The sequence below is a fragment of the Deinococcus sp. NW-56 genome, from assembly GCF_002953415.1.
Taxonomy (GTDB): domain Bacteria; phylum Deinococcota; class Deinococci; order Deinococcales; family Deinococcaceae; genus Deinococcus.
On record NZ_CP026516.1, the window covers coordinates 232,484 to 253,790 of the forward strand.

Annotated in this window: 23 protein-coding genes; 7 read left to right on the forward strand and 16 right to left on the reverse strand. The window is 70.0% G+C overall.

The window, feature by feature from the left end; genetic code table 11:
- Positions 1–18: 18 nt before the first annotated feature.
- Positions 19–1,239, reverse strand: coding sequence for an ATP-dependent Clp protease ATP-binding subunit ClpX (clpX, locus tag C3K08_RS01285; protein ID WP_104989695.1), 1,221 nt, complete (start codon positions 1,237–1,239; stop codon positions 19–21).
- Positions 1,236–1,847, reverse strand: coding sequence for an ATP-dependent Clp protease proteolytic subunit (gene clpP / locus C3K08_RS01290; RefSeq protein WP_104989696.1), 612 nt, complete (start codon positions 1,845–1,847; stop codon positions 1,236–1,238). The genes clpX and clpP overlap by 4 nt, the downstream gene beginning before the upstream one ends.
- A 149-nt stretch (positions 1,848–1,996) precedes the next feature.
- On the opposite strand from clpP, the gene C3K08_RS17765 reads away from it, so the two are divergent.
- A complete protein-coding gene (locus tag C3K08_RS17765; protein ID WP_158679806.1) occupies positions 1,997–2,164 on the forward strand; it encodes a hypothetical protein in 168 nt (55 codons plus the stop codon).
- A 56-nt stretch (positions 2,165–2,220) separates the two neighbouring features.
- On the opposite strand, the gene C3K08_RS01295 is transcribed toward C3K08_RS17765, so the two are convergent.
- Positions 2,221–3,897 (reverse strand): ribonuclease J, encoded by a 1,677-nt coding sequence (locus tag C3K08_RS01295; protein ID WP_104989697.1) that lies wholly within the window; start codon positions 3,895–3,897, stop codon positions 2,221–2,223.
- 266 nt (positions 3,898–4,163) lie between these two features.
- On the opposite strand from C3K08_RS01295, the gene C3K08_RS01300 reads away from it, so the two are divergent.
- From C3K08_RS01300 to C3K08_RS01310, 3 genes are read left to right on the forward strand one after another with little or no spacing between them, the layout of a single operon-like run.
- Positions 4,164–4,829, forward strand: coding sequence for a response regulator transcription factor (locus C3K08_RS01300; RefSeq protein WP_104989698.1), 666 nt, complete (start codon positions 4,164–4,166; stop codon positions 4,827–4,829).
- Between the two features lie 7 nt (positions 4,830–4,836).
- Positions 4,837–7,113: a PAS domain-containing sensor histidine kinase gene (locus C3K08_RS01305; RefSeq protein WP_234009109.1), complete on the forward strand. Its 2,277-nt coding sequence runs from the start codon at positions 4,837–4,839 to the stop codon at positions 7,111–7,113.
- Positions 7,110–7,574, forward strand: coding sequence for a response regulator (locus C3K08_RS01310; RefSeq protein WP_234009110.1), 465 nt, complete (start codon positions 7,110–7,112; stop codon positions 7,572–7,574). Before C3K08_RS01305 ends, C3K08_RS01310 begins: the two co-directional genes overlap by 4 nt.
- A 135-nt stretch (positions 7,575–7,709) precedes the next feature.
- Here C3K08_RS01310 and C3K08_RS01315 read toward each other — a convergent pair whose 3' ends face one another.
- The 6 genes from C3K08_RS01315 to C3K08_RS01340 all read right to left on the reverse strand — a co-directional run bounded on the left by C3K08_RS01315 (position 7,710) and on the right by C3K08_RS01340 (position 11,581).
- Positions 7,710–8,186, reverse strand: coding sequence for a hypothetical protein (locus C3K08_RS01315; RefSeq protein ID WP_104989700.1), 477 nt, complete (start codon positions 8,184–8,186; stop codon positions 7,710–7,712).
- A 114-nt stretch (positions 8,187–8,300) separates the two neighbouring features.
- Positions 8,301–8,843, reverse strand: a complete 543-nt coding sequence (locus tag C3K08_RS01320; protein ID WP_104989701.1) for an HD domain-containing protein — start codon at positions 8,841–8,843, stop codon at positions 8,301–8,303.
- A gap of 95 nt (positions 8,844–8,938) precedes the next feature.
- The gene (locus tag C3K08_RS01325; RefSeq protein ID WP_104989702.1) at positions 8,939–9,511 is read right to left on the reverse strand and encodes an HNH endonuclease; all 573 of its coding nucleotides are present in this window, start codon (positions 9,509–9,511) and stop codon (positions 8,939–8,941) included.
- Between the two features lie 236 nt (positions 9,512–9,747).
- Complete coding sequence (locus C3K08_RS01330; protein WP_104989703.1) at positions 9,748–10,428, reverse strand: MarC family protein; 681 nt, start codon at positions 10,426–10,428, stop codon at positions 9,748–9,750.
- A gap of 56 nt (positions 10,429–10,484) precedes the next feature.
- Positions 10,485–11,135, reverse strand: a complete 651-nt coding sequence (locus C3K08_RS01335) for a hypothetical protein (protein WP_104989704.1) — start codon at positions 11,133–11,135, stop codon at positions 10,485–10,487.
- 41 nt (positions 11,136–11,176) lie between these two features.
- A complete protein-coding gene (locus C3K08_RS01340; RefSeq protein ID WP_104989705.1) occupies positions 11,177–11,581 on the reverse strand; it encodes a Fur family transcriptional regulator in 405 nt (134 codons plus the stop codon).
- A 139-nt stretch (positions 11,582–11,720) separates the two neighbouring features.
- Between C3K08_RS01340 and C3K08_RS01345 the strand changes: the two genes are divergently transcribed.
- Positions 11,721–12,659: a biotin--[acetyl-CoA-carboxylase] ligase gene (locus C3K08_RS01345; protein ID WP_104989706.1), complete on the forward strand. Its 939-nt coding sequence runs from the start codon at positions 11,721–11,723 to the stop codon at positions 12,657–12,659.
- Positions 12,656–13,234: a biotin transporter BioY gene (locus tag C3K08_RS01350; protein WP_104989707.1), complete on the forward strand. Its 579-nt coding sequence runs from the start codon at positions 12,656–12,658 to the stop codon at positions 13,232–13,234. The genes C3K08_RS01345 and C3K08_RS01350 overlap by 4 nt, the downstream gene beginning before the upstream one ends.
- Before the next feature lie 63 nt (positions 13,235–13,297).
- On the opposite strand, the gene C3K08_RS01355 is transcribed toward C3K08_RS01350, so the two are convergent.
- From C3K08_RS01355 to C3K08_RS01380, 7 genes are all read right to left on the reverse strand, one after another.
- On the reverse strand, positions 13,298–15,169 hold the full coding sequence (locus C3K08_RS01355) for a glycoside hydrolase family 2 protein (protein ID WP_104989708.1): 1,872 nt from the start codon (positions 15,167–15,169) through the stop codon (positions 13,298–13,300).
- 325 nt (positions 15,170–15,494) lie between these two features.
- Positions 15,495–15,665: an AbrB/MazE/SpoVT family DNA-binding domain-containing protein gene (locus tag C3K08_RS17770; RefSeq protein ID WP_158679807.1), complete on the reverse strand. Its 171-nt coding sequence runs from the start codon at positions 15,663–15,665 to the stop codon at positions 15,495–15,497.
- A 31-nt stretch (positions 15,666–15,696) separates the two neighbouring features.
- Positions 15,697–16,041: a PIN domain-containing protein gene (locus tag C3K08_RS01360; RefSeq protein ID WP_234009112.1), complete on the reverse strand. Its 345-nt coding sequence runs from the start codon at positions 16,039–16,041 to the stop codon at positions 15,697–15,699.
- A gap of 59 nt (positions 16,042–16,100) precedes the next feature.
- Positions 16,101–16,352, reverse strand: coding sequence for a type II toxin-antitoxin system Phd/YefM family antitoxin (locus tag C3K08_RS01365; protein WP_104989710.1), 252 nt, complete (start codon positions 16,350–16,352; stop codon positions 16,101–16,103).
- 154 nt (positions 16,353–16,506) lie between these two features.
- The gene (gene recA, locus C3K08_RS01370) at positions 16,507–17,586 is read right to left on the reverse strand and encodes a recombinase RecA (protein ID WP_104989711.1); all 1,080 of its coding nucleotides are present in this window, start codon (positions 17,584–17,586) and stop codon (positions 16,507–16,509) included.
- Entirely contained in the window at positions 17,583–18,383 is an 801-nt protein-coding gene (thpR, locus tag C3K08_RS01375; RefSeq protein WP_104989712.1) for an RNA 2',3'-cyclic phosphodiesterase, read from the reverse strand. Before thpR ends, recA begins: the two co-directional genes overlap by 4 nt.
- A complete protein-coding gene (locus C3K08_RS01380) occupies positions 18,380–19,597 on the reverse strand; it encodes a CinA family nicotinamide mononucleotide deamidase-related protein (RefSeq protein ID WP_104989713.1) in 1,218 nt (405 codons plus the stop codon). The genes thpR and C3K08_RS01380 overlap by 4 nt, the downstream gene beginning before the upstream one ends.
- A gap of 132 nt (positions 19,598–19,729) precedes the next feature.
- On the opposite strand from C3K08_RS01380, the gene C3K08_RS01385 reads away from it, so the two are divergent.
- Positions 19,730–21,115: an NCS2 family permease gene (locus tag C3K08_RS01385; protein WP_104989714.1), complete on the forward strand. Its 1,386-nt coding sequence runs from the start codon at positions 19,730–19,732 to the stop codon at positions 21,113–21,115.
- Positions 21,116–21,307 lie beyond the last annotated feature (192 nt).

Consider the following 21,307-nt stretch of genomic DNA (forward strand, 5'->3'; position numbering starts at 1 on the left):
CTGTAATCTCTCTTGCGTTTAGGCAGACTTCTTGAGTCCATTAGACTCAAGCAACGCCAGCGGATTGTCGATGTGCGGGGCGTCGAAGCGCAGGTCGCGCAGGCCCTCGACCGGCAGTTCGAACAGCAGGTCGGTCATCGCCTTTTCCAGCACGGCCCGCAGGCCACGCGCCCCGGTCTTACGCTCGCGGGCGCGGTGAGCGACCTCGCGCAGAGCGGCCTCGCTGAATTCGAGGTTCACGTCCTGAAAGCCGAACAGCGCCTGGTACTGCTTGACGATGGCGCCCTGCGGCTCGGTCAGGATGCGCACGAGCGCGTCCTCGTCGAGGTCCTGAAGCTGCACGACCAGCGGCAGGCGGCCCACGAACTCAGGAATCAGGCCGAACTTCACGAGGTCCTCGGGCAGGAAGCGCAGTTCCTCCTTCTCCTCGCCCCGGTGCTCGGCGCCGAAGCCCACCGCACGGACGTTCGTGCGGGCGCGGGCGATCTCGGCCATGCTCTCGAAGGCGCCGCCCACGATAAAGAGGATGTTCTTGGTGTTCACCTGCACGAGTTCCTGCTGCGGGTGCTTGCGGCCCCCCTGCGGCGGCACCTGCGCGACCGTGCCCTCGATGATCTTGAGGAGGGCCTGCTGCACGCCCTCGCCCGACACGTCGCGGGTGATACTGGTGCCTTCCGACTTGCGGGCGATCTTGTCGATCTCGTCGATGTAGATGATCCCGCGCTCGGCCGCCGCCACGTCGTACTCGGCGGCCTGCAAGAGCCGCACGATCACGTTCTCCACGTCGTCGCCCACGTAGCCCGCCTCGGTCAGCGTGGTCGCGTCCGCGATGGCGAAGGGCACTTCCAGCATCTCGGCGAGGCTCTGGGCGAGCAGCGTCTTGCCCGTCCCGGTCGGCCCGATCAGCAGGATGTTGCTCTTTTGCAGGTTCACGTCGGGGTGCGCGAGGCGCTGGTAGTGGCTGACGACCGCGACCGCGAGCGCCTTTTTGGCCTCGTCCTGCCCGATCACGAACTCGTCGAGGTAGGCCTTGATCTCGCGGGGGGTGGGCAGTTCTTCGAGCGTGAACTCGCTCCCGGCCTTCTTGTTCTGCTTGACGAGTTCGTGCGCCCGGTCGGTGCACTCGTTGCAGATAAAGGCCGCGCGGCCCGGCGCCTCGATCAGTTGGGCGATCTGGGGGTGTTGCCGCCCGCAAAACGAGCAGCGGTCCCCGCCCGGTGCGCCGCCGCGCCCGGTCACAGCGCCGCCTCCAGCGAGCGGGTGTTCTCGATCACCGAGTCGATCAGGCCGTACTGCTGCGCCTCCTCGGGCGACATGAAGTAGTCGCGCTCCATGTCGCGCAGCAGCTTGTCGTGCGGGAGGTCGGTGTGCTTGTGGTAGATGCTGACGAGCTTGTCGCGCAGGTGCAGCACTTCCTTGGCCTGCACCTCGAGGTCGGGGGTGTTGCCCCGGAAGCCCGCCGAGCCCTGGTGAATCATGATGCGGCTGTTGGGCAGGGCCATGCGCTTGCCCTTGTCCCCGGCCATCAGCAGCACGCTGCCCATGCTCATGGCGATGCCGACACAGATGGTCGACACGGGCGCCTTGATGTAGCGCATGGTGTCGTAGATCGCCAGCCCGGCGTAGACCTCGCCGCCGGGGCAGTTGATGTACATCTGGATTTCCTGCTCGGGGTTTTGCGAATCGAGGAGCAGGAGCTGGGCGACGATGGTGTTCGCCATCTGCGACTCGATGGGCGTGCCCACAAAGATGATCCGGTCTTTCAGCAGGCGCGAGTAGATGTCGTACATCCGCTCGCCCCGTCCGGTCTGTTCGATCACGTAGGGAATCACGCTCATGGCGGGCATTATCGCACGGGTCCGGGAGGTGAACGTGGGCAAGACTGCGCTGGGAAGCGGGCCGGGCCGTCCCCTCACCGACCCTTGAGACGGCCCGCCGTGGCCCCTGCCTGCGGGGTAGGCTGAGGCTCCAGTTCACAACCCAGGAGGTGCCAGCGATGACGAGACGCGAGCACGAGGAACACACCGAGACCACCGAAGTGACCACCCCCAGCGGCGAGACCCACCGCCACACCGAGCACCACGAGGTGACGGGAGAGGCTCCCCGCGAGCCGGAGGTCGAGACCGAGACGACGACCACCACGACCACGATTTTTCAGGAGTGAGGTCGGCAGGAACGGGCCGGAGCCTTCACAGCTCCGGCCCGTTCCCTTGAAAGGCTTCAGTCCACGATCATCGGAATCAGCACCGGGTTGCGGCCGGTCGCCTTGCGGACAAAGCGGCGCACGGCCCCATACATGTCGTCGCGCACGTCCTCCAGCCGCTTCTTCTCGCGCAGGCCGCCCTCGACCGCTTCCAGCGCCACCTTGCGAATCTGCCCGTCGAGTTCGCGGTTGGAGCGCACGAAGCCGCGCGAGACGATCTCGACGTGCGGGGTGGGGTGCAGCACCGCCGTCATGATCAGGATGCCCTCCTGCCCCATGGAGGCGCGGTCGAGCAGCACGTCGTCCCCGATGTCGCCCACGCCGAGGCCGTCCACGTACACCGCCCCGGCGGGCACGGTGCCCGTCACCTTGAACTCGTCGGGTCCGACCCGCACCACGTCGCCGTTCTTGGCGATCAGGGTGCGCTTGGGGGGCCGGGGCAGCGTCTGGGCGAGCTTGGCGTGGTTGATCTGGTGCCGGGGCTCACCGTGCCAGGGCAGGAAGAACTTGGGCCGCGCGAGGTTGAGGATGGTCGCCAGCTCCTCCTGCGAGCCGTGCCCGGAGGCGTGTACCCGGTAGGTGGGCGGGTAGTACACGTCCACGCCGATCTCGTACAGGCGGTTGACGATCAGGTTCACCGCTTCCTCGTTGCCGGGAATCGGGTTGCTGGACAGAATCACACTGTCGCCGCGCCGCAGCGCGATCTTGGCGTGGTTGCCGAAGGCCAGGCGGCCCAGCACCGCCATCGGTTGCCCCTGCGAGCCGGTGCAGACATACAGAATCTGCTGGTCTTGCAGCCCCGACACTTCCTCCGAGGTCAGGAAGGGGTCGGGCGTCTCGAGGTGCCCGGTGGCCTGCGCGACCTGCGCGTACTTCAACATCGAGCGGCCCTCCATCACCACCCGGCGGCCCTGGCGGTGGGCGATGTGCAGCAGGTTCTGGATGCGGTTGACCTGCGAGGCGAAGGTGGTCAGGAAGACCCGGCCCTTCAGGCCCGAGATCAGCTCCTCCAGATTCCGGGCGACCTCGGCCTCGCTGGGGGTGCGCCCCGGCCGCTCGGCGTTCGTGGAGTCGCTGATGAGGAGCAGCACCCCGTCCTTGCCCGCCTGCTCAATGCGGGCGAGGTCAGAGGGCTTGCCGTCGGCGGGCTGCTCATCGAGCTTAAAGTCCCCGGTGTGCATGACCACCCCGGCGGGCGTCGTGAGCAGGTAGCCCATGTTGTCGGGGATGGAGTGGGTCATTCGCAGGAACTCGACATGAAAGTGCTTGCCGATGCGGACCTTGTCGTTGAGGTCCACCTCGCGCAGGTCCACGTCGCCGTCCTTGATGCCGAACTCGGAGAGCTTCTCGCGCACCAGCCCCAGCGTCAGGGGAGCGCCGTATACGGGCACCTTGGGCAGCCGGGGCAGGATGTAGGGCAGCGCCCCGATATGGTCCTCGTGGCCGTGGGTCAGGATCCAGCCCTTGATCAGCCCGGCGTGCTGCTGGAGATAGTCGATGCGGGGGATGATCAGGTCGATGCCCATCTGGTGGGCGTCCGGAAAGGCGAGGCCGCCGTCCACGACCATGATCTCGTCGCCGAAACGGTAGGCGGTGATGTTCTTGCCGATCTCGCCCATGCCGCCGAGCGGCACGACTTCGAGATGCGGGGCGGGAGTGGGGGAGGGCGGGCCGCCCTGGGAGGGGTTGGTCATGGGGTCTCCGGGGAAGTCCGGGTACGCGGCGGGAACCGGGAAGACGGGGAAGCCGCGGGCACGGGGCGAGAGGTGCGGCCAGGCCCGAAAACGGCGCGGGGCATGGCCCAGGGGAGGGCGGATTGTGTCGGCCCGGCCCGTCGGGGGGCGCGGGGCGCAGTCCCCGCAGCCTAGCACATGAGGTCCCCCACCCCCGGATGTGGGGGGAATGGGGCGCTCCTCACGATTTCTTCTGAAGTGCCTATGAAGACGGGTATCATCAGGGGGTGAGTGCCCAACGGATTCTTGTGATCGAGGACGACCTCGATATCGCCAACGTGCTGCGCATGGACCTCGGAGACGCGGGGTACGCCGTCGAGCACGCCGACTCGGCCATGAACGGCCTGATCCGGGCACGCGAGGACCACCCGGACCTGATCCTGCTCGACCTCGGCCTGCCCGACTTCGACGGCGGCGACGTGGTGCAGCGGCTGCGCAAGAACAGCGCCGTGCCCATCATCGTGCTGACCGCCCGCGACACCGTGGACGAGAAGGTCCGGCTGCTGGGCCTGGGCGCCGACGACTACCTGATCAAGCCCTTTCACCCCGACGAGCTGCTCGCCCGCGTCAAGGTGCAGCTCCGGCAGCGCGTGACCGAGAGCCTGACGATGGGCGACCTGACGCTCGACCCCCAGAAGCGGCTGGTGACCTACAAAGGCGAGGAACTGCGGCTCTCGCCCAAGGAGTTCGACATCCTGGCCCTCCTGATCCGGCAGCCGGGCCGGGTGTACTCGCGCCAGGAGATCGGCCAGGAGATCTGGCAGGGCCGCCTGCCCGAGGGCAGCAACGTCGTGGACGTGCATATGGCGAACCTGCGGGCCAAGCTGCGCGACCTCGACGGCTACGGCCTGCTGCGCACCGTGCGCGGCGTCGGGTATGCCCTGCGCGGATGAGGCCCCGGTGGCCCTGACGCCCGTGGCGGGGGCCTCCGCCCTGCTGGGCGCCCTCCCCGACCCCGTGCTGCGGCTGACGGGGGAAGGGGGCGTGGCCTGGCTCAACCCGGCGGCCCGCGAGCGGCTGGGCGAACCGGGGCCGGGCGGCTGGCCGGGCCTCTTCTCGCCGGAAACCGCCGGGCTGCTGGCCGATGCCGCCGCGCAGGTGCGCGGAGGGGTGCCCGAGGTGCGCCGCAGCGTGGGCCTGCCCGGCTCGCTGGCCCCGGCGCTGGCAACCCTGACCCCCGACGGGGAGGGCGGCGTGCTGCTGCACCTGCGCGACTCCCGGCACCCTCTGGAGGTCGCCGAGGAACTGATGGACGGTCTGGGGTTGGGGTTGCTGGTGCAGGCGGAAGACGGCCGGGTGCTTCAGGCCAACGCGGCCGGGCAACGCCTGCTGGACCTCAGCCTCGCGCAGATGACCGGAAAGGTCCCCGCGCAGGAGGGCTGGCACGTCGTCTCGGCGGCGGGGGAGCGGCTCTCCCCGGAGGAGCTGCCCACCCGCGCCGCCGGACAGACGGGCGAGGCACAACGCGACGTGCTGGTGGGTGTGGCCCTCCCGGAGGAAGCCGGGGGCACCCGCTGGCTGAACGTGACGGCCCTGCCGCGCCACATTCCCGGCACCCGGCAGGCCAAGCAGGTCACCACCGTCTTCGCGGACGTGACGCGCGAGCAGACCCTGCGCCGCGAGCTGGAACGCAGCGAGCAGCGCTACCGCTCGCTGGTGGAGGCGACCTCGCAGATTGTCTGGACCACCACCGCCGACGGCACCTTCGGGGGACCGCAACCCGACTGGACGGCCTTTACCGGGCAGACGGAGGCCGAGTACGCGGGCGTGGGCTGGCTCGCCGCCCTGCACCCCGACGACCGAGCGTCGGCGGAGCTGGCCTGGGCGCACGCCTCGGCCACCCGCAGCCTGTACCAGACCGAGTACCGCCTGCGCCGCGCCGACGGCACCTACGTGCCCATGCTGGCGCGGGGAGTGCCGGTGCGGGGGCCGGACGGTCAGGTGCGCGAGTGGGTCGGCGTCAATCAGGACCTCAGCGCGGTCAAGGCCGCTGAGGAACACCTGCGGGCGTGGGGCGCCGAGCTGGAGGAACGGGTGGCTGAGCGCACCCGCGAACTGGCCGAACTGACCCGCTTTTCCACCCTGCTGCTCACGGCGGCGGGGGAAGGCATCTTCGGGCTGGACCGCCGGGGGCGCACCACCTTCGCCAACCCGGCGGCGGCGCGGCTGCTGGGCTACGGGGTCGAGCGCCTGATCGGGGCGGACCAGCACGAGTTGATCCACCACCACCGTGCGGACGGCGAGGTGTATGCGCTCGAGGCATGCCCCATCCACCAGACCCTGCAAGACGGTCAGCCCCGCCGCTGCGAGGAGGACGTGTTCTGGCATGCGGGGGGCCACCCGGTCCCGGTGTCCTACGTGGTTTCCCCCACCCAGGACGCGGCGGGCGAGGTCAGCGGGGCGGTCGTGATGTTTCAGGACATCGGCGAGCGCCAGAAGGCCCGCGCCGAACTCGAAGCGGCCGTGCGCGACCTCGAGCGCAGCAACGCCGAACTCGAACAGTTCGCCTACGTCGCCTCGCACGACCTGCAAGAGCCGCTGCGGACGCTGGGCAGCTACGCCGAGCTGCTCGCGCGGCGCTACCACGGGCAGCTCGACGACCGCGCCGACCAGTACCTCGGGTTCATGGTCGAGGCGGTCGGGCGGATGCGCGGGTTGATTCAGGACCTGCTGGGCTTCGCGCGGGTGGGCCGCGCCGGGGGCACCGGGGCCGCGCCCACCCCGGTCCCACTTGACGGAGCGCTGCGGCAGGCCCAGGGCAATGTCCGCGCCCTGCTGGCGGCGACCGGGGGGCAGCTCGACTGGGACACGCCGCAGACGGTCCGGGGCCATCCGGGGCTGCTGGTGCAACTGCTCACCAACCTGATCGGCAACGGCCTGAAGTTCCACCGGGAAGGCGTGACGCCCCGGGTGCGCGTCACCGCCGCTCAGGAAGGAGAAGAAGTTCTCATTCGGGTGGCAGACAACGGAATCGGGATTGCACCTGAGTATCATGAGCGGGTGTTTGCGATCTTCCAGCGCCTCAACTCCCGCGAGACCTATCCCGGCAACGGCATGGGCCTCGCCATCTGCCGCAAGATCGCCGAGGCACATGGCGGCCGCCTCACCCTGACCTCCACGCCCGGCCAGGGCACGACGTTCCTCCTGCGGCTGCCGCTGTGGCGGGAGGACGCGTGACGCCCGACCTCGCCGCCCTGCCGCCACGGGCGGGACATATCGAGATTCTGCTCGTCGAGGACAGCGAGCCGGACGTGTTGCTGACCCAGGAAGCCTTCGAGGGGGCGCGGGTGCCCAACCGCGTCCATGTGGTCCGCGACGGCGTGGAAGCGCTCCACTTCCTGCGCCGCGAGGGCGAGCACCAGGGTGCCCCCCGCCCCGACGTGATCCTGATGGACATCAACATGCCGCGCAAGAACGGGCTGGAGGTGCTGGGGGAGATCAAGGCCGACCCCGACCTCGCCACCATTCCGGTCGTCATGCTGACCACCAGCCAGTCCGACGAGGACGTGCGCGGCTCCTATGCCCGCCACGCGAGCGGCTACGTGGTCAAGCCGGTCGGCTTCGAGAACTTCCTGCAGGCCATCCGCGCCTTCGAGGAATTCTGGATGACCTTCGTGCGCTTTCCGCCCCGCGCCTGACCGGCTTCTGCCCCCGCGGCCCCTGGCTCTCCGGCCGGGGGTCTTCTTCGTGGCCTCGCAAGGCCAGGACACTAAGGCGGCCCATCAAAAAAACCGCCCCCAGCCCGGAGGCGGGGACGGTCTGATAAGACGCGCTTAGCGGCGGTCGGTGGTGCTGGTGGTCGTGGTGTGGGTGGCGACGGGCACCGGGCCGGGGCGGTTGCGGCCCGCCAGGCCGAAGAGGCCCGCGAGACCCAGCAGGCCCCAGGGGAACTGACGGGTGTCGGCCACGCCGTCGTTGTTGGCATCCACCACGCCGTCGCCGTTGGGGTCAACGGCGTCGTTGACTTCCTCAGCGGCGGCATCCACAGCCTCGCCGGTCTCGGTGGCGGCGGTATCAAGCGCCTCGCCGGTTTCCTCGGCGGCCTGGTCCACGTTCTCGCCGAGATCCTCGGCCACGCCTTCCTCACCTTCGCCGACCGTGCCGCCGAAGTCGTCGGTCGTGCCCGTGTCGGTCGCGGTGTCCGTGCCGGTGGTGTCGTCCTGCACCTGCAGGTAGCCCGCCGCGGGGGCGGTCGCCAGGGCGGCGGGGGCGGCAAAGATCAGGGCCAGGGTCAGCAGGGTCTTGTTCATGGGTCTCCTTGAGGTCGCTGTGTCAGCAACGGGTGAATTGAGCACAGTCTGAGCGGGCGACATGGCCGGGCGCTGAGTGCACGTCCATGAGTCCTTCATGTGCGGAGGCCCGTCTCATGAGTCGGCGGCCATGTCCTGAAGCGCCCACAGCACGTTCGTCATGTGGGTGTCCAGGTCCACGCCCAGCTCCCGTGCTCCCTGCTCGACCTCCTCCCGGTTCACGCCCGCCGCAAAGGAGCGTGTCTTGAAGCGTTTTTTCAGGCTACTCAGTTCCACGCCGCGTACGTCCCGGTCGGGGCGAATCAGGGCCGCCGCCTGCACCAGCCCGGTCAGCTCGTCCACCGCGAAGAGGGTCTTCGCCAGCCGCGTGTCGCGGGACACGCTCGTGTAAGTTGCGTGCCCCAGGATCGCGTCCAGCACCTCGGCGGGGAGGTCAGTGTGCTCCCGCAGGTAAGCCACGCCCCAGGTCGGATGCTCCTGCGGGTGCCCCTCATAGTCGAAGTCGTGCAGCAGGCCGGTGATGCCGTACAGCTCCTCGTCCTCGCCCCAGGAGCGGGCATACCAGCGCATCGCGGCCTCCACGTTCAGCATGTGGCGCCGCAACGACTCGGAGGGGGTGTGGGCGTACATCAGCGCGAGGGCTTCTTCGCGGGTCATGCGGGGCAGTGTAGGGCGGCGCCGGACCCCGGAGGAGCGCCGCCCAGAGAAAACGGAGGCCCCCCGGCCCCCGCTCCCTGCTGGCCTTCGCGCTTTCAGCCCTGGCCGATGTACTGCGCCCACTCGGGCTGCCAGTGGGCAAACTGCCCGTGCGCGTAGACGCCGAAGGTGGGGGCGCGGGGACGGGTCCGCAGGGGCATTCCGGCCTCGCTGGGGGTGCGGTTGCCCTTGCGCTGGTTGCAGGGGCGGCAGGCGGTGATCACGTTTTCCCAGCCATGCCGCCCGCCGCGCGATCGGGGCATGACGTGGTCGAGCGTCAGGTCCTGATCGGAACCGCAGTACTGGCAGGTGTAGGTGTCGCGCCTCAGGACGTTGCGGCGGTTGAAGGGCACCGGATGCACGCGCGGGCGCCGCACGTAGCGCTTCAAGCGGATCACGCTGGGCACCCGCAGCACGGTTGAGGGCGAGCGCACCACGTCGCTCCCGAGTTCCAGCACCTCCGCGACCCCGTACTGCACGAGCGTGATGGCACGCTTGACGCTGGTGACGTGCAGGGGCTCGTAGGATGCGTTCAGCACCAGCACGCGCGGTGCGTTGAGGTCGGGGACCACCCGCAGCTCGCGTGCCTCCTTTCCGGTCACGCTCGTGTGTAGGTTCACGCGGAGCATTCTAGAGCGGCCCCCCCGCGCAGATGTTGCGCCATGTCGCTTAGGGCGTGGGGGCGGGGACCCCTCACCCCCACGCTGCGCGAGGCCCCTTCGCAAGCGGCTGTGCCAGTTTCCCCCTGGGAGAGGGCTAAAAATTCCTCTCCGAGGGGAGACCCGTAGAGCTGCTTGCAGAGGGGCGCTGCGCCAGCAGCGGGGTGAGGGGTCTTTTTCCCAGCGAACGCCCTGGGACCGGGCGCTCAGCCCCCCGCGCTCCACCACCCACGCAGCGCCTCCTCCGTGCCGCCGCGCAGGAACTCCAGCACCCCGTCGGCCACGTACTGCACGGCCAGGGCGCCGAGCAGCACTCCCAGCACGCGGGTGACCACATGCACGCCCGTCACGCCGATCACGCGGGCGATCTGCCCCGAGAGGCGCAGGGCGAGGTAACACAGCAGCAGGACCCCGAAGGTCACGAAAAAGACCGCCGAGAGCAGTGGCACGCTGCCGTGCGCGTCCCCGGCCAGAATCATGATGCTGGCGAGGGTGCCGGGTCCGGCGATCAGCGGGATGGCGAGCGGAAACACGCTGATGTCCTGCCGCTCCTGCGCCTCCTGTTCCTCCTCGGGGGTTTCCTTGGAGCCGCTGGGGCGGGCGAACACCATGTCGAGCGCGATCAGGAAAAGCAGGATGCCCCCCGCGATCCGGAACGCGCTGAGGCTAATACCGAGGTGTTCCAGCAGCGCCCGGCCGAACAGCCCGAACAGCAGAATGATGACGCCCGCGACGAGCGTGGCCTTCATGGCCACCCGCCGCCGCTCGAAGCTGGGGCGGTTTCCGGCCAGCCCGATAAAGATGGGCGCGAGGCCGATGGGGTCCATCACCACCAGCATGGTCAGGAAGGTCTGGAGACTGATGCTGGAGAGTTCCGCCACATTCACGGCCCCAGCCTACCGCCCGACCCTGGGGAAGCAGACCCGACCAACATCCGCACGCCTCAGCGCCGCACGTTGAGGGTCAGGGCGCCCGTCGCCTCAAAGGTCTGTTCCTCGCCCCGCTGCACGCCGCGCACGTTAAGGGTGTAGGTGTTGGCGGGCGTTTCCGGCGAAATGGTGACCCGCATGGGCACCGTCTCCCCGGCGGCGACCTCTGATTGCCCGAAGGTGGCCGTCACGCCGGGCGCGGTGGTCTGGGTGCTGAACTGGAACGCGCCAGGGTGCGTCTGCGCCGAGTAGCCTCCCACCCGCGCGGTGAGGTCGAGGGTCGTGCCCGCATCCACGGTGAGTTCGGCGACCGATTCGCCTTCACGCGACACCACCACGTAGCCCCCCGCGCAGCCCGAGGCCCGCAGGATGCCGATGTCCCGCGCCCCCACCGCCAGCGCTGGAAAGAGCGAGGCCACCACCAGCCCCAGCGTCAGCGCGGCCCGGCGGGGGCGGCCCCAGTTCACGGCGGTCAGGGCCAGGCCCCCCGGCCCCAGCAGCAGCGGCGGCAGCAGCGCGAGCACGGTGCGGCCCTGGCAGGGTCCGTCCAGCAGCGTGAAACCCACCCCCCGCACCAGCAGCAGCACCAGCGCCCCCAGGCCCCACCCCAGCAAAAAAGGGAGCAGAAGCGAGCGGGGGCGCGGGGTGGCGGGGGCGGCGGTCATCCCGGCAGGCTAGCGCGGGAGGGCCGGGACGGAGCGCCCGGTCAGTCCGTGACTGGAGGCTTGGCCCCGCAGTCGGGGCACACGCCCATGAACTCCAGCCGCACGCCCGTGACCTGAAATCCTGCGGGCAGCGCGGAGGGGGGCAGCACCGGAACGGCGGCGGCCTCCACATCGAAGATCGCCCCGCAGCAGCGGCACACCGCGTGGTGGTGGTCGTGGCCCGCGTGCTTGTAGTCGTAGCGGGTGGCCTGCCCCGCCCGCTCGATGGTGATCACCACCCCGTCGCGCACGAGGGCGTCGAGCGTGCGGTACACCGTGCCCAGGCTGACCTGCGGCAGCGCCTCGCGGACGCGGCCATGAATCCACGCGGCGTCCGGGTGTTCGCGCGACTCGCGCAGCACCTCGATCACCGCCTGTCTCTGCCGGGTCTGCCGCACCATCGTCATGCCCCGAAGATAGCAAACGGCCCCAACCGGGCCTGACGCGGGAATCACGGTTGGCGGTCGCCTCCCCACCGCCCGGCGGCCCGCCTCTCTGAACCCGGTTCATTGCCTTTCGTTCAGCCGATCCGTTAGAACGCTGAACGTGCCCGACCGCCTCCTGCCCCTGCTCACCGACCAGCACCAGTCCGGGGACGCCCTGGGAGCGCGGCTGGGGGTAAACCGGGTCACCGTGAACACGCTGGCGCGGCGGCTGGAAGCGGAGGGGGTGCCCGTGCTCACCACCCGCGCCGGGTATGCCCTCGCGCCCGGCACGCCCGCGCCGGGGCTGGTGCCTGTGTTCGGCACCTTCGGGCGGGCGCTGCGCTACCGGGGCACCCTGGGCAGCACCCAGGACGAGGCGCGGGCCTGGGCCGACGACCCCGAAGGCCCCGCTCCCCACGGCGCGGTCGTGGTGGCCGAGCGGCAGACCGCCGGGCGCGGGCGGCGAGGGCGGACTTGGGACACCGCGCACGGCTCGCTGGTCTTCAGCGTGCTGCTGCACGGGCCGCTGCCCCTGCCCGACCTCGCCCTCATGCCGCTGGCCGCCGGGGTTGCGCTGCACGCCGCGTGCGGGGTGGGCGGCCTCAAGTGGCCCAACGACCTCCTCGCGCCGGACGGCCGCAAGCTCGCCGGGATTCTGCTGGAGGCCGACCTGCGGGGCGAGGAAGCCCGCCGCGCGGTCCTCGGCCTCGGCGTCAACGTGGCGGCCGCACCGCCCGGCGCCGCCCACCTGCACGAGTTCCGGCCGGGGCTGACCCGCGCCGAGTTGCTCTCGCGCCTTCTCGCTGAGCTGGAGCGCTGGCTCTCGGCCCCACCGGAGGACGTGCTCACCGCGTGGCGCCGCTCCAACCTCACCCTGGGCCGCGAGGTCCGGGTGGGGGCGGCGCGGGGCGAGGTCTCGGGCACCGCCCTTGATCTGGACGCGGGGGGCAGCCTCCTCGTTCGCCTTCCCGACGGCTCCACCGTTCCCGTTCACGCGGGCGACGTGCAGCTTGTCGGTTCCCTCTCCACCCCTTCCCGTCCCCAGGAGGACACCCCATGACGCAACTCGCCCACCCCACCCTCGCCCGCACACTCGCGCCGCACTCCAGCCTCGTCCGCGACGCAGCGCTCGTTCTCGGGGGCGCGGCCCTCGTCGCCCTCGTCGCGCAGGTCGAGATTCCGCTGAGGCCCGTGCCGATCACCCTCCAGACCCTGGCCGTGCTGCTCGTCGGGGCGGCGCTGGGGTGGAAGCGCGGGGCGGCGAGCCTGACCACCTACCTGCTGGCCGGGGCGGCGGGGCTGCCCGTGTTCGCGGGGGGCAGCGCGGGCCTCGCCAAGTTCGCCGGGCCGACGGGCGGCTACCTGCTGAGCTATGTCTTCGCCGCCGCGCTGGTGGGCTGGCTGGTGCAGCGCTACGCCCTGGACCGCAAGCCCGCCGGGGCCGCCCTCGCCATGCTCGCGGCCAGCGGGGTGATCTACGGCTTCGGCCTGACGTGGCTGGGCCTGGTGACCGGCCTGAAGGGGCAGGCGCTCCTGACGGCGGGCCTGACGCCCTTCCTGGTCGGGGACGCCCTCAAGATCGGCCTCGCGGCGCTGCTGCTGCCGGGAGCGTGGGCGCTGGCGCGGCGGCGCTGAGCGGAGCCAGGCAGAACCGGACGGGCCTTCCTGAGGGGAGGCCCGTTCCCCTTTGCCCCCGGCCTAGACCTCGGCCTCGGCTTCCTCGGGGGTGCGGAAGGGCGGGGGGCAGTCCTGGTGGGGGCGCCAGCGGCCGGAGTGGCTGAAGGGGTTCGAGAGCGGCGAGACCGCGATGTCCCGCGCCGTGCGGGGTCCCTGGGTGCTGCGCGACAGGGCGCGGGAGTCGGCCTTGGGGGTGCGGTCCTCGTACAGCAGGCCGTTTTTCTCCTGAAAGGTGTCGGCAAGCTGGGTGTAGCAGAACCCGGCCAGGCCCGCGCAACTGTGGACCACGCTCAGGAGTTGGGAGTAGTCGCCCAGAAAGGCCGCCTCGCTCTGCGACTGGCTGTAGCCCCAGCCGCTCTGGTGCCCCGGGATATAGGCGATGCCCCCGAACTCCGAGAGGATCACCGGCAGCCCGGCCTCGGGCAGGTCGCCCAGCGTGATCACCCGGTCGGCGGGCTGCTGGTGTTCGAGCGCGTGCCGGGTGCTCTCGCGGGTGCCGTAGCGGTCGCGCAGCACCTCGGGGTCGTCGGCGTAGTCGTGGATGGTGAGCAGGTCGGTGGCGGTGTGTTCCCAGCCGTCGTTGCCGATCACCGGACGCGAGGGGTCCAGCGTCTTGGTGAGGTGGTAGAGCGCCCGAACGTAGTCGCGGTGCGCCGGGTTGTTGGGCAGGTCCGGCACCCCCCACGACTCGTTGAAGGGCACCCACGCCACGATGCAGGGGTGCGACATGTCGCGTGCCAGCACCTCCAGCCACTCGCGGGTCAGACGCCCCACGGCCTCGGGCGTGAAGCGGTAGGGGCTGGGCATCTCCTCCCAGACGAGTAATCCCAGCACGTCGCACCAGTACAGCCAGCGCGGGTTCTCGATCTTCTGGTGCTTGCGGGCGCCGTTGAAGCCCAGTTCCCGCGCGAGTTCCACGTCGCGGCGCAGTTCGTCGTCGGTGGCGGCGAGCAGACCCTCCGGCCAGTAGCCCTGATCCAGCACCATCCGCAGGTAGTAGGGCCGCCCGTTAAGCAGGAAGCGGTCGCCCGACACCCCCACCGAGCGCAGCGCCGCGTAGCTGTGGACCCGGTCGAGCAGCACCTCGCCGCGCCACAGCTCCACGCAGGCGCCCAGCAGTTGCGGGTGCCCCGGACTCCACAGCAGCTCGTTGCGGAAGTCGTCGATGCCGGGGTCGGCCAGTGAGAGCTGCCGGGCCATGTGCAGGTGCGTCACGGCGTAGCGGTCGTCGATCAGCAGTTCGCTACCGCGCCACAGCCGCACCCGCAGGGTCAGGTCCGGCCCCAGCTCGCCCTGAAGCACGGCCCGCACCCCGATCTGCCAGCGCTGCATGTCGCTCGTCCAGGTCAGGCGCTCCAGATAGGTCTCGGGCACCGGCTCCAGCCACACGGGCTGCCAGATGCCGGTCGTGCGGGGGTACCAGATCGAGTGCGGCTCGCGCTGCCAGTCCTGCTTGCCGCGCGGCTGGGTCAGGTCGTGGGGATCGTCCTCGGCCCGGACCACCACCTCCAGGGTGGGGCTGAAGGCCGCCTGCCGGGTCACCTCCGCCGTGAAGGGCGTGTGCCCCCCCTCGTGCGCGGCCACCAGTTCGCCGTTGACCCACACGCGGGCGCGGTAGTCCACCGCCCCGAAGTGCAGCAGCAGCCGCCCCTGCCGTTCGTGGGCGTCCAGGGTCACCGTGCGGCCGTACCACACCACCCGGTGAAAGTCCTGATCGTGAATCCCGCTGCGTGGGCTCTCGGGCGGATAGGGCACCACGATCTCGCGGTCGAAGATGACTTCCTCGGGGTGCGACCACTGCGCGGCGTCGTCGAAGGCAAAGCGCCAGGGACCGCCGAGGTCCCGCCAGTGCTCGCGCTCCAGCAGCGGGGTGGGGTGGGTGGAATAGGGCACGCGGGAACTCCTGGGGTGGGGGGAGTGGGGGTGGGGCCGGGGGGCAGACGGGGTGGAGATGGCACACGCTACACGGTTGGGCAGGGAGGAGTGGGGGGTGGGTTACGGGGCGAGCGGGGGTGGGCGGGGAATGAAAAAGCCCCACCTTCACTCGGGTGGGGGCTTCGTCTTGGGGCGGGTTGTAGGTGTGCTCCCGTGCGGAGACCCCGCCCGAAGGATGGCCCCAGTGTGGCCGCCCGGCCCCGGCAAGGGCATCCGCCGAAAGGGGGAGGGGGCGGGTAGGGGAGATGGCGGGGGGTGGGGATGTGACCTGTCAGTGGGACCATCAGCCGGAGCTTTCTGCTTCCGTCTCCGTGCTGCTCTTGCCTGGCGGTCGCAGATGGACGCCCTCATCATCCTCGACCTCCTGACCTTCGCGCACTCCCAGGCGCTCCAGCACTTCGGGGGGCAGCGTGACTTCTCCTTCGTCACCGACCGTTGCCGTGATGATCTTCATGGGCTCACCTCCTGCGGGGAGCGCGGCAGGCTCAGGACAGCCACCAGTCCTCGACCGGCAACGCTGCGACGCGCCCAAATTCGACCGTATTGTGGGTGACGAGGATCAGGCGGCGGGCGAGTGCCATTCCTGCGAGCTGGAGGTCGTAGGGGCCTATGGGCTGGCCCAGTTGGGCAAGGTGGGCACGCACACGCGCCGTATGGGCCGCGTCCCGCGAGTCGTAAGGCAGCACATGAAGGTCACCGAGAAGCGCGGTCCAGACCTCACCCAATTTCTCCCGAGCGGCGGGCTTGCGCTCGAAGCCGTACTCGATTTCCATCACCGTGACTGTGCTGACCGCGAGCGCGGAGGGGGGCAGAGCCCGGAACCGGGCCACCACCTGAGGATGCCGTTTCAGAACGTCGCTGACCACGTTGGTATCCAGCAGATACCGCATCAGAAAAGGTCGCGCTCCGGTGCGGGCAAAACATCACTTCGGTCGATTTCGAAGGCGTCCGGGTCGTAGTCGCCACCGCCCAGAAACTGCTGGACTTCGGGACTCCACTCGGTGCGCTCGCCGTAGGAAAGGGGCACGAGCTTGACGGCAGGTTTGCCATTTCGCGCGATGACCACGACTTCCCCGCCCTCCACCGCATCCACGAGCTTGCTGAACTGGTTCCTGGCGTCGTACAGGTTGATGGTCTGCATGGCTCACCTCGTCTGGCCTGGCTTGGCCTGTTCATTTCAGGGTAGGGCACTGGGGCCATGAACCATGAGGCGCGGGCCACGATCCCTCCTCACGCAACGGGAAGCGCCCCCACCCATCCTCCGGGCAGGGGCGCTCGCGGCGAACTCTGGCAGCTTATTCGGCGACGGCGGGCACGCTCGCCACCGCGCCCACGTCCCCGGTGCGGCCTTCCTTGATCGCGGCGAGGACGCGCTCGCGGATCTCGGCTTCCATTTCAGGGCGCTCGGCGATGTACTGGATGGCCTTTTCCTTGCCCTGGCCGATGCGGTCTTCCCCGTAGGAGTAAAAGGACCCGGCCTTCTTGATGATGTCCATGTCGGACGCCAGCGTCACGAGGTCGCTGAGCTGGTCGAAGCCCTTGCCGTACATCAGGGTCAGCTCGACCTCCTTGAAGGGGGGCGCGACCTTGTTCTTCACGGTCTTGACCTTCACCGTGTTGCCCACGGCGTCGTTGCCCAGCTTGACCGGCTGGCCGATCTTGCGCACGTCGAGGCGCACGCTGGAGTAGAACTTCAGCGCCCGGCCGCCGGTGGTGGTTTCGGGGTTGCCGTACATCACGCCGATCTTCTCGCGCACCTGGTTGATGAAGATGGCGGCGGTGCCCGTCTTGGACAGAATCGCGGTGAGCTTGCGCAGCGCCTGGCTCATCAGGCGGGCCTGGAGGCCGGGCAGCGAGTCGCCCATCTCGCCCTCGATCTCGGCGCGGGGGGTCAGCGCGGCGACCGAGTCCACGACGACCACGTCGATCGCGCCCGAACGCACCAGCAACTCCATGATCTCCAGCGCCTGCTCGCCGTTGTCGGGCTGCGAGACGAGCAGCTCGTCGGTGCTCACGCCGAGGCTGCGGGCGTACACAGGGTCGAGGGCGTGCTCGGCGTCGATAAAGGCGCAGGTGCCGCCCGCCTTCTGGGCCTGCGCGATGATCGAGAGGGCCAGGGTGGTCTTGCCGCCCGACTCGGGGCCGTAGATCTCGGTGATGCGCCCGCGCGGAATGCCGCCCACGCCCAGCGCGAGGTCGAGGCTGAGGCTGCCGGTGCTGACCGCCTGCACGTCGAGCTTGCTCTCGGCGCCCAGCCGCATGATCGAGCCCTTGCCGAAGGCCTTCTCGATCTGGGTCATGGCCGTCTCGATGGCCTTGGAGCGTTCCTTGCTGTCGCCGGGGGTGCCGAAGTCCTTGGGGGTGTCCTTGCTCATGGGGTCTCCTCGGGGGGGTAAGTGGGCAGTGATGAGTGGGAAGTGGGGTGGGCTTCTTGCTCCCTCTCCCCTGGAGGGGGAGGGCTGGGGAGGGGGGGCGACGGCGGAACCGTCCCTCTATCCTGCATGTCCTGCACTCCCCTCAGCCGGAAGGTGCTCACGGTGTCGTAGATCGGGCCGGTCTTACGGAGGGTGCTGCGAATCAGCGCCATGTTCCCTGCCTGCCAGCCCAGATCGAAGAGGAGCGGGGGCACGCGCGGCGCCGGACCCTTCTTGCGGGCCAGCGTGACGTGCGCCTTGAAGGGGAGGTCGTCGGTGGCGATGCCCAGTTCTTTCAGGCCCATCCGCAACTCGGCCGCTAGCTCGTTGAGCCCCTCGGCCTCCGCCTTCACGAACCAGACGCGCGGGCTGCCCTCGTTGGGAAAGTAGCCGGTGCCGCGCAGCCGAACCTGTATGGGCGGAAGGTGCTCGGTGATCCGCGTGCCCAGCCGCTTGAGGTCGGCCACCCGCTCGGGCGGAACGGCGGGCAGATACGCGAGGGTGATGTGCAGTTGGTCCGCCCGCACCGCCCGCCAGTTGCCGCGCAGGTGCCGCTGCGACTCGGCCAGCGGGGTCGCCACGTCGCCGGGCACCTTGAAGGCGAAGAAGAGGCGGAGGGTCTGGGGGGCGTGTGGCCGCTCGTCGGTGGTGCGCGAGGGGGCGGGACGGGGCTTGGGGTCCGGTCGGGGAGCCTGGGCTTCGGCCTGAACTTCCTGGGCAGGCGGCGCGGCAGGCTTGGGCGTCTTACGAATCTTCATGCACTCACCGCCGCCGGGCGCAGCACGCGCAGGGCCAACGCGAGGGCAGCGACGGCCGCCCGCTCCCGAATCTGCGCGGCGTCGCCCGGCCAGTCCAGCGCCCGGACCTCCGCCCGCTCCCCGTCGCTGAGGGCGACGAAGGTGCGGCCCGCACCCTCGCCGCTCGCGGCGGTCACGACGGCGAGGCCCACGTCTGCTCCTAGATGCTCCCGCGCTCCGGTGGCGAGTTCCAGCGCGGCGGGTTCGCTCACGACCCCGTGGTCGCGCAGGGTGACCGGGGTCAGGCCCAGCGTGAGCAGGCGGGCATGGTCCACCGTGACGGCGGCGTCCAGAAAGCCGGGTTCGTCGGCCAGCAGGGAGGAGAGTGCCCCGCCGCTTCCCGCCTCCACCACGCCCAGGGTGCGCCCGGCGAGTGCGCCGGTCACCGCTCCGGCCAGCGTGTCGCCGTCCTCGCCCCAGACCCAGCGGGCGAGGCGTTCGCGCACAGTCGCCAGCACCGGGGCGGCGAGGGCCTGCGCTCCTTCCAGCGTGGGGGCACTTGCCGCCACCCGCACGTCCACCCCGGTCTTGCGGGCATAGGTGGCGACGCTGGGATTGGCGGCCCGGGTCAGTTCGCCCAGCAGCTCGGCCACGTTGCTCTCGCCGATGCCCTGGGTGTGCAGGGTGACCGCGTGTAGCGCCGAGTCGGGCAGCGGCAGCCGGGGCAGCACCTGCTCGCGCCACATCCGGTGCATCTCGCGCGGGGGGCCGGGCAAGGCGACGATGAAGCGTTCCCGGCCCTCCACCTGCGTCCGCACGAACCACCCCGGCGCGGTGCCGACCGGGTTGGGCAGCGCCTCGGCCGAAGGGATCAGCCACGCCTGCTTACGGTTCACGGCGGGCATCACCCGGCCCCGGCTGGAATACAGGCCCTCCAGCCACGCGATCAGGTCGGGGTCCTCCTGCGGCGTTTCGCCCAGCACGGCGGCAATCGCCTCCCGCGTGAGGTCGTCGTCGGTGGGGCCGAGGCCGCCGCCCACGATCACGAGGTCGGCGCGGGAGAGGGCCAGCCGCAGTCCCTCAGACACCCGGCCCAGGTTGTCGCCCAGCACCGTCTTGCGGTGCAGCGTGACGCCCCGCCCGGCGAGTTCGCGGGCGAGAAACGCGGCGTTGCTGTCGACGATTTCGCCGAGCAGCAGCTCCGTTCCCACGCTGATAATTTCTGCTAGCAGCATAACAACCTCGGCTGAGTATAGGCGATAGCGAAGCCATGTACCAGGGGGATCACCGCCCGAGTGTAGGGGGTGGCGGGGGGTGAACTGGGGGAGTTGCGACGCGGGTTTCACGGGGGCTTCATAGTGGAGACCGTGACCACGACTTCAGCTTCGACGGGCGGGTTTCTTGACCGCTACTTCGGCCTTCGGGCGGCGGGCAGCACGGTGAGCACCGAGGTGCGGGCAGGCCTGACCACCTTCCTCACCATGAGCTACGTGCTGTTCGTGAATCCGCAGATTCTCAGCACGGCGATTGACGTGCCCAACGCCTTCGTGCAGCTGCTGATGACCACGGCGCTCGCCGCCGCGTTCGGCTCGCTGGCGATGGGCCTGGTGGCGCGGTACCCCTTCGCGCAGGCCCCCGGCATGGGCCTGAACGCCTTTTTCGCCTTCACGGTGGTCGGCGGGCTGGGGGTGCCGTGGCAGACCGCGCTGGGGGCGGTGTTTATCTCGGGCGTCCTGTTCGTGCTGCTCAGCGTGCTGGGCGCCCGGCAGGCCATCGTGCGGGCGATTCCCAACGTCCTGAAATTCTCCATCACGGCCGGGATCGGGGCCTTTCTGGCCTTTATCGGGCTGCGGAACGCGGGAATCGTGGTGGCGAACGAAGCCACCCTCGTCGGCCTGGGCCGCCTGACCGCCGCGCCGTCGGTGGTCGCACTCACCGGGTTGGTCATTACGGCGGCGCTGCTGGCCCGGCGGGTCAAGGGCGCGATCCTGTGGGGCATCCTGGCGGCCACGGTGCTCGCCATCGCGCTCCAGCTTCCCGTGTACGTGGGCGCCAACGGGCAGTCGGTGCCCTTCAGCGGCTTTACCGGGCGCTTCCTGGGCATCTTCGACACTCCGGTGTGGCCCGCCTCGTTGATCGGACAGATGGACATCGCCGGGGCGCTGGGGCTGGGGCTGCTGAGCGTGGTGTTCACCTTCTTCTTCGTGGATTTCTTCGACGCGACGGGCACCCTGACGGGGCTGGCGCAGAAGGCCGGGTATCTGAACGAGCAGGGCGACATGCCCCGCGCCCGCCGGGTGTTTGCGATGGACGGCCTGGCGGCGATGTTCGGGGCCTTTATGGGCACCTCGACCACGACCGCCTACGTGGAGTCGGCTTCCGGCATCGAGGACGGGGGCCGCACCGGGCTGACCGCCGTGGTGGTCGGGGTTCTCTTCCTGCTCGCCATGTTCCTGTGGCCGCTGGCGAGCGCGATTCCCGCCGCCGCAACTGCGCCCGCACTGATCCTGGTCGGCGCCCTGATGCTCGAAGGCCTGCGCCACGTGAACTGGGACGACGTGACCGAGAGCATCCCCGCTTTCCTGACCATCATCGCCATGCCGCTGACCTTTTCCATCGCCAACGGGGTGAGCTGGGGGGTCATCAGCTTCTGTGGCATCAAGTTGTTGTCGGGCCGGGGCCGCGAGGTGAGTCCCATTCTGTACGCGGTGGCGGCGCTGCTGCTGGCGCGGTACATCTGGCTGTCGGAATAGAGGCAACGAGGAGAGAAAGGGGCGTCCTGCGGGGCGCTCCTTTGCTGTGCGGCCGGAGCCGAACCTGCCCCCCCTCACCCCCTGGCCGGGAGGCCCCCGGTACACTGAGCGGGTGAGGGGCACAGAAGCGGGGCGCGGCGTGAGGTGGACCGAAAAATGTCGGTGGGGACGGCGGTCTGGCTGTCCCGGCCT

Coding starts and splice junctions, on each gene's coding strand:
- thpR (WP_104989712.1), bottom strand. CDS start 18,383: ATGAAGATTCGTAAGACGCCCAAGCCTGCCGCGCCGCCTGCCCAGGAA.
- C3K08_RS01380 (WP_104989713.1), bottom strand. CDS start 19,597: ATGCTGCTAGCAGAAATTATCAGCGTGGGAACGGAGCTGCTGCTCGGC.
- C3K08_RS01325 (WP_104989702.1), bottom strand. CDS start 9,511: ATGCTCCGCGTGAACCTACACACGAGCGTGACCGGAAAGGAGGCACGC.
- C3K08_RS01340 (WP_104989705.1), bottom strand. CDS start 11,581: ATGACGATGGTGCGGCAGACCCGGCAGAGACAGGCGGTGATCGAGGTG.
- recA (WP_104989711.1), bottom strand. CDS start 17,586: ATGAGCAAGGACACCCCCAAGGACTTCGGCACCCCCGGCGACAGCAAG.
- C3K08_RS01350 (WP_104989707.1), top strand. CDS start 12,656: ATGACGCAACTCGCCCACCCCACCCTCGCCCGCACACTCGCGCCGCAC.
- C3K08_RS01295 (WP_104989697.1), bottom strand. CDS start 3,897: ATGACCAACCCCTCCCAGGGCGGCCCGCCCTCCCCCACTCCCGCCCCG.
- C3K08_RS01320 (WP_104989701.1), bottom strand. CDS start 8,843: ATGACCCGCGAAGAAGCCCTCGCGCTGATGTACGCCCACACCCCCTCC.
- C3K08_RS01335 (WP_104989704.1), bottom strand. CDS start 11,135: ATGACCGCCGCCCCCGCCACCCCGCGCCCCCGCTCGCTTCTGCTCCCT.
- C3K08_RS01315 (WP_104989700.1), bottom strand. CDS start 8,186: ATGAACAAGACCCTGCTGACCCTGGCCCTGATCTTTGCCGCCCCCGCC.
- C3K08_RS17770 (WP_158679807.1), bottom strand. CDS start 15,665: ATGAAGATCATCACGGCAACGGTCGGTGACGAAGGAGAAGTCACGCTG.
- C3K08_RS01365 (WP_104989710.1), bottom strand. CDS start 16,352: ATGCAGACCATCAACCTGTACGACGCCAGGAACCAGTTCAGCAAGCTC.
- clpP (WP_104989696.1), bottom strand. CDS start 1,847: ATGCCCGCCATGAGCGTGATTCCCTACGTGATCGAACAGACCGGACGG.
- C3K08_RS17765 (WP_158679806.1), top strand. CDS start 1,997: ATGACGAGACGCGAGCACGAGGAACACACCGAGACCACCGAAGTGACC.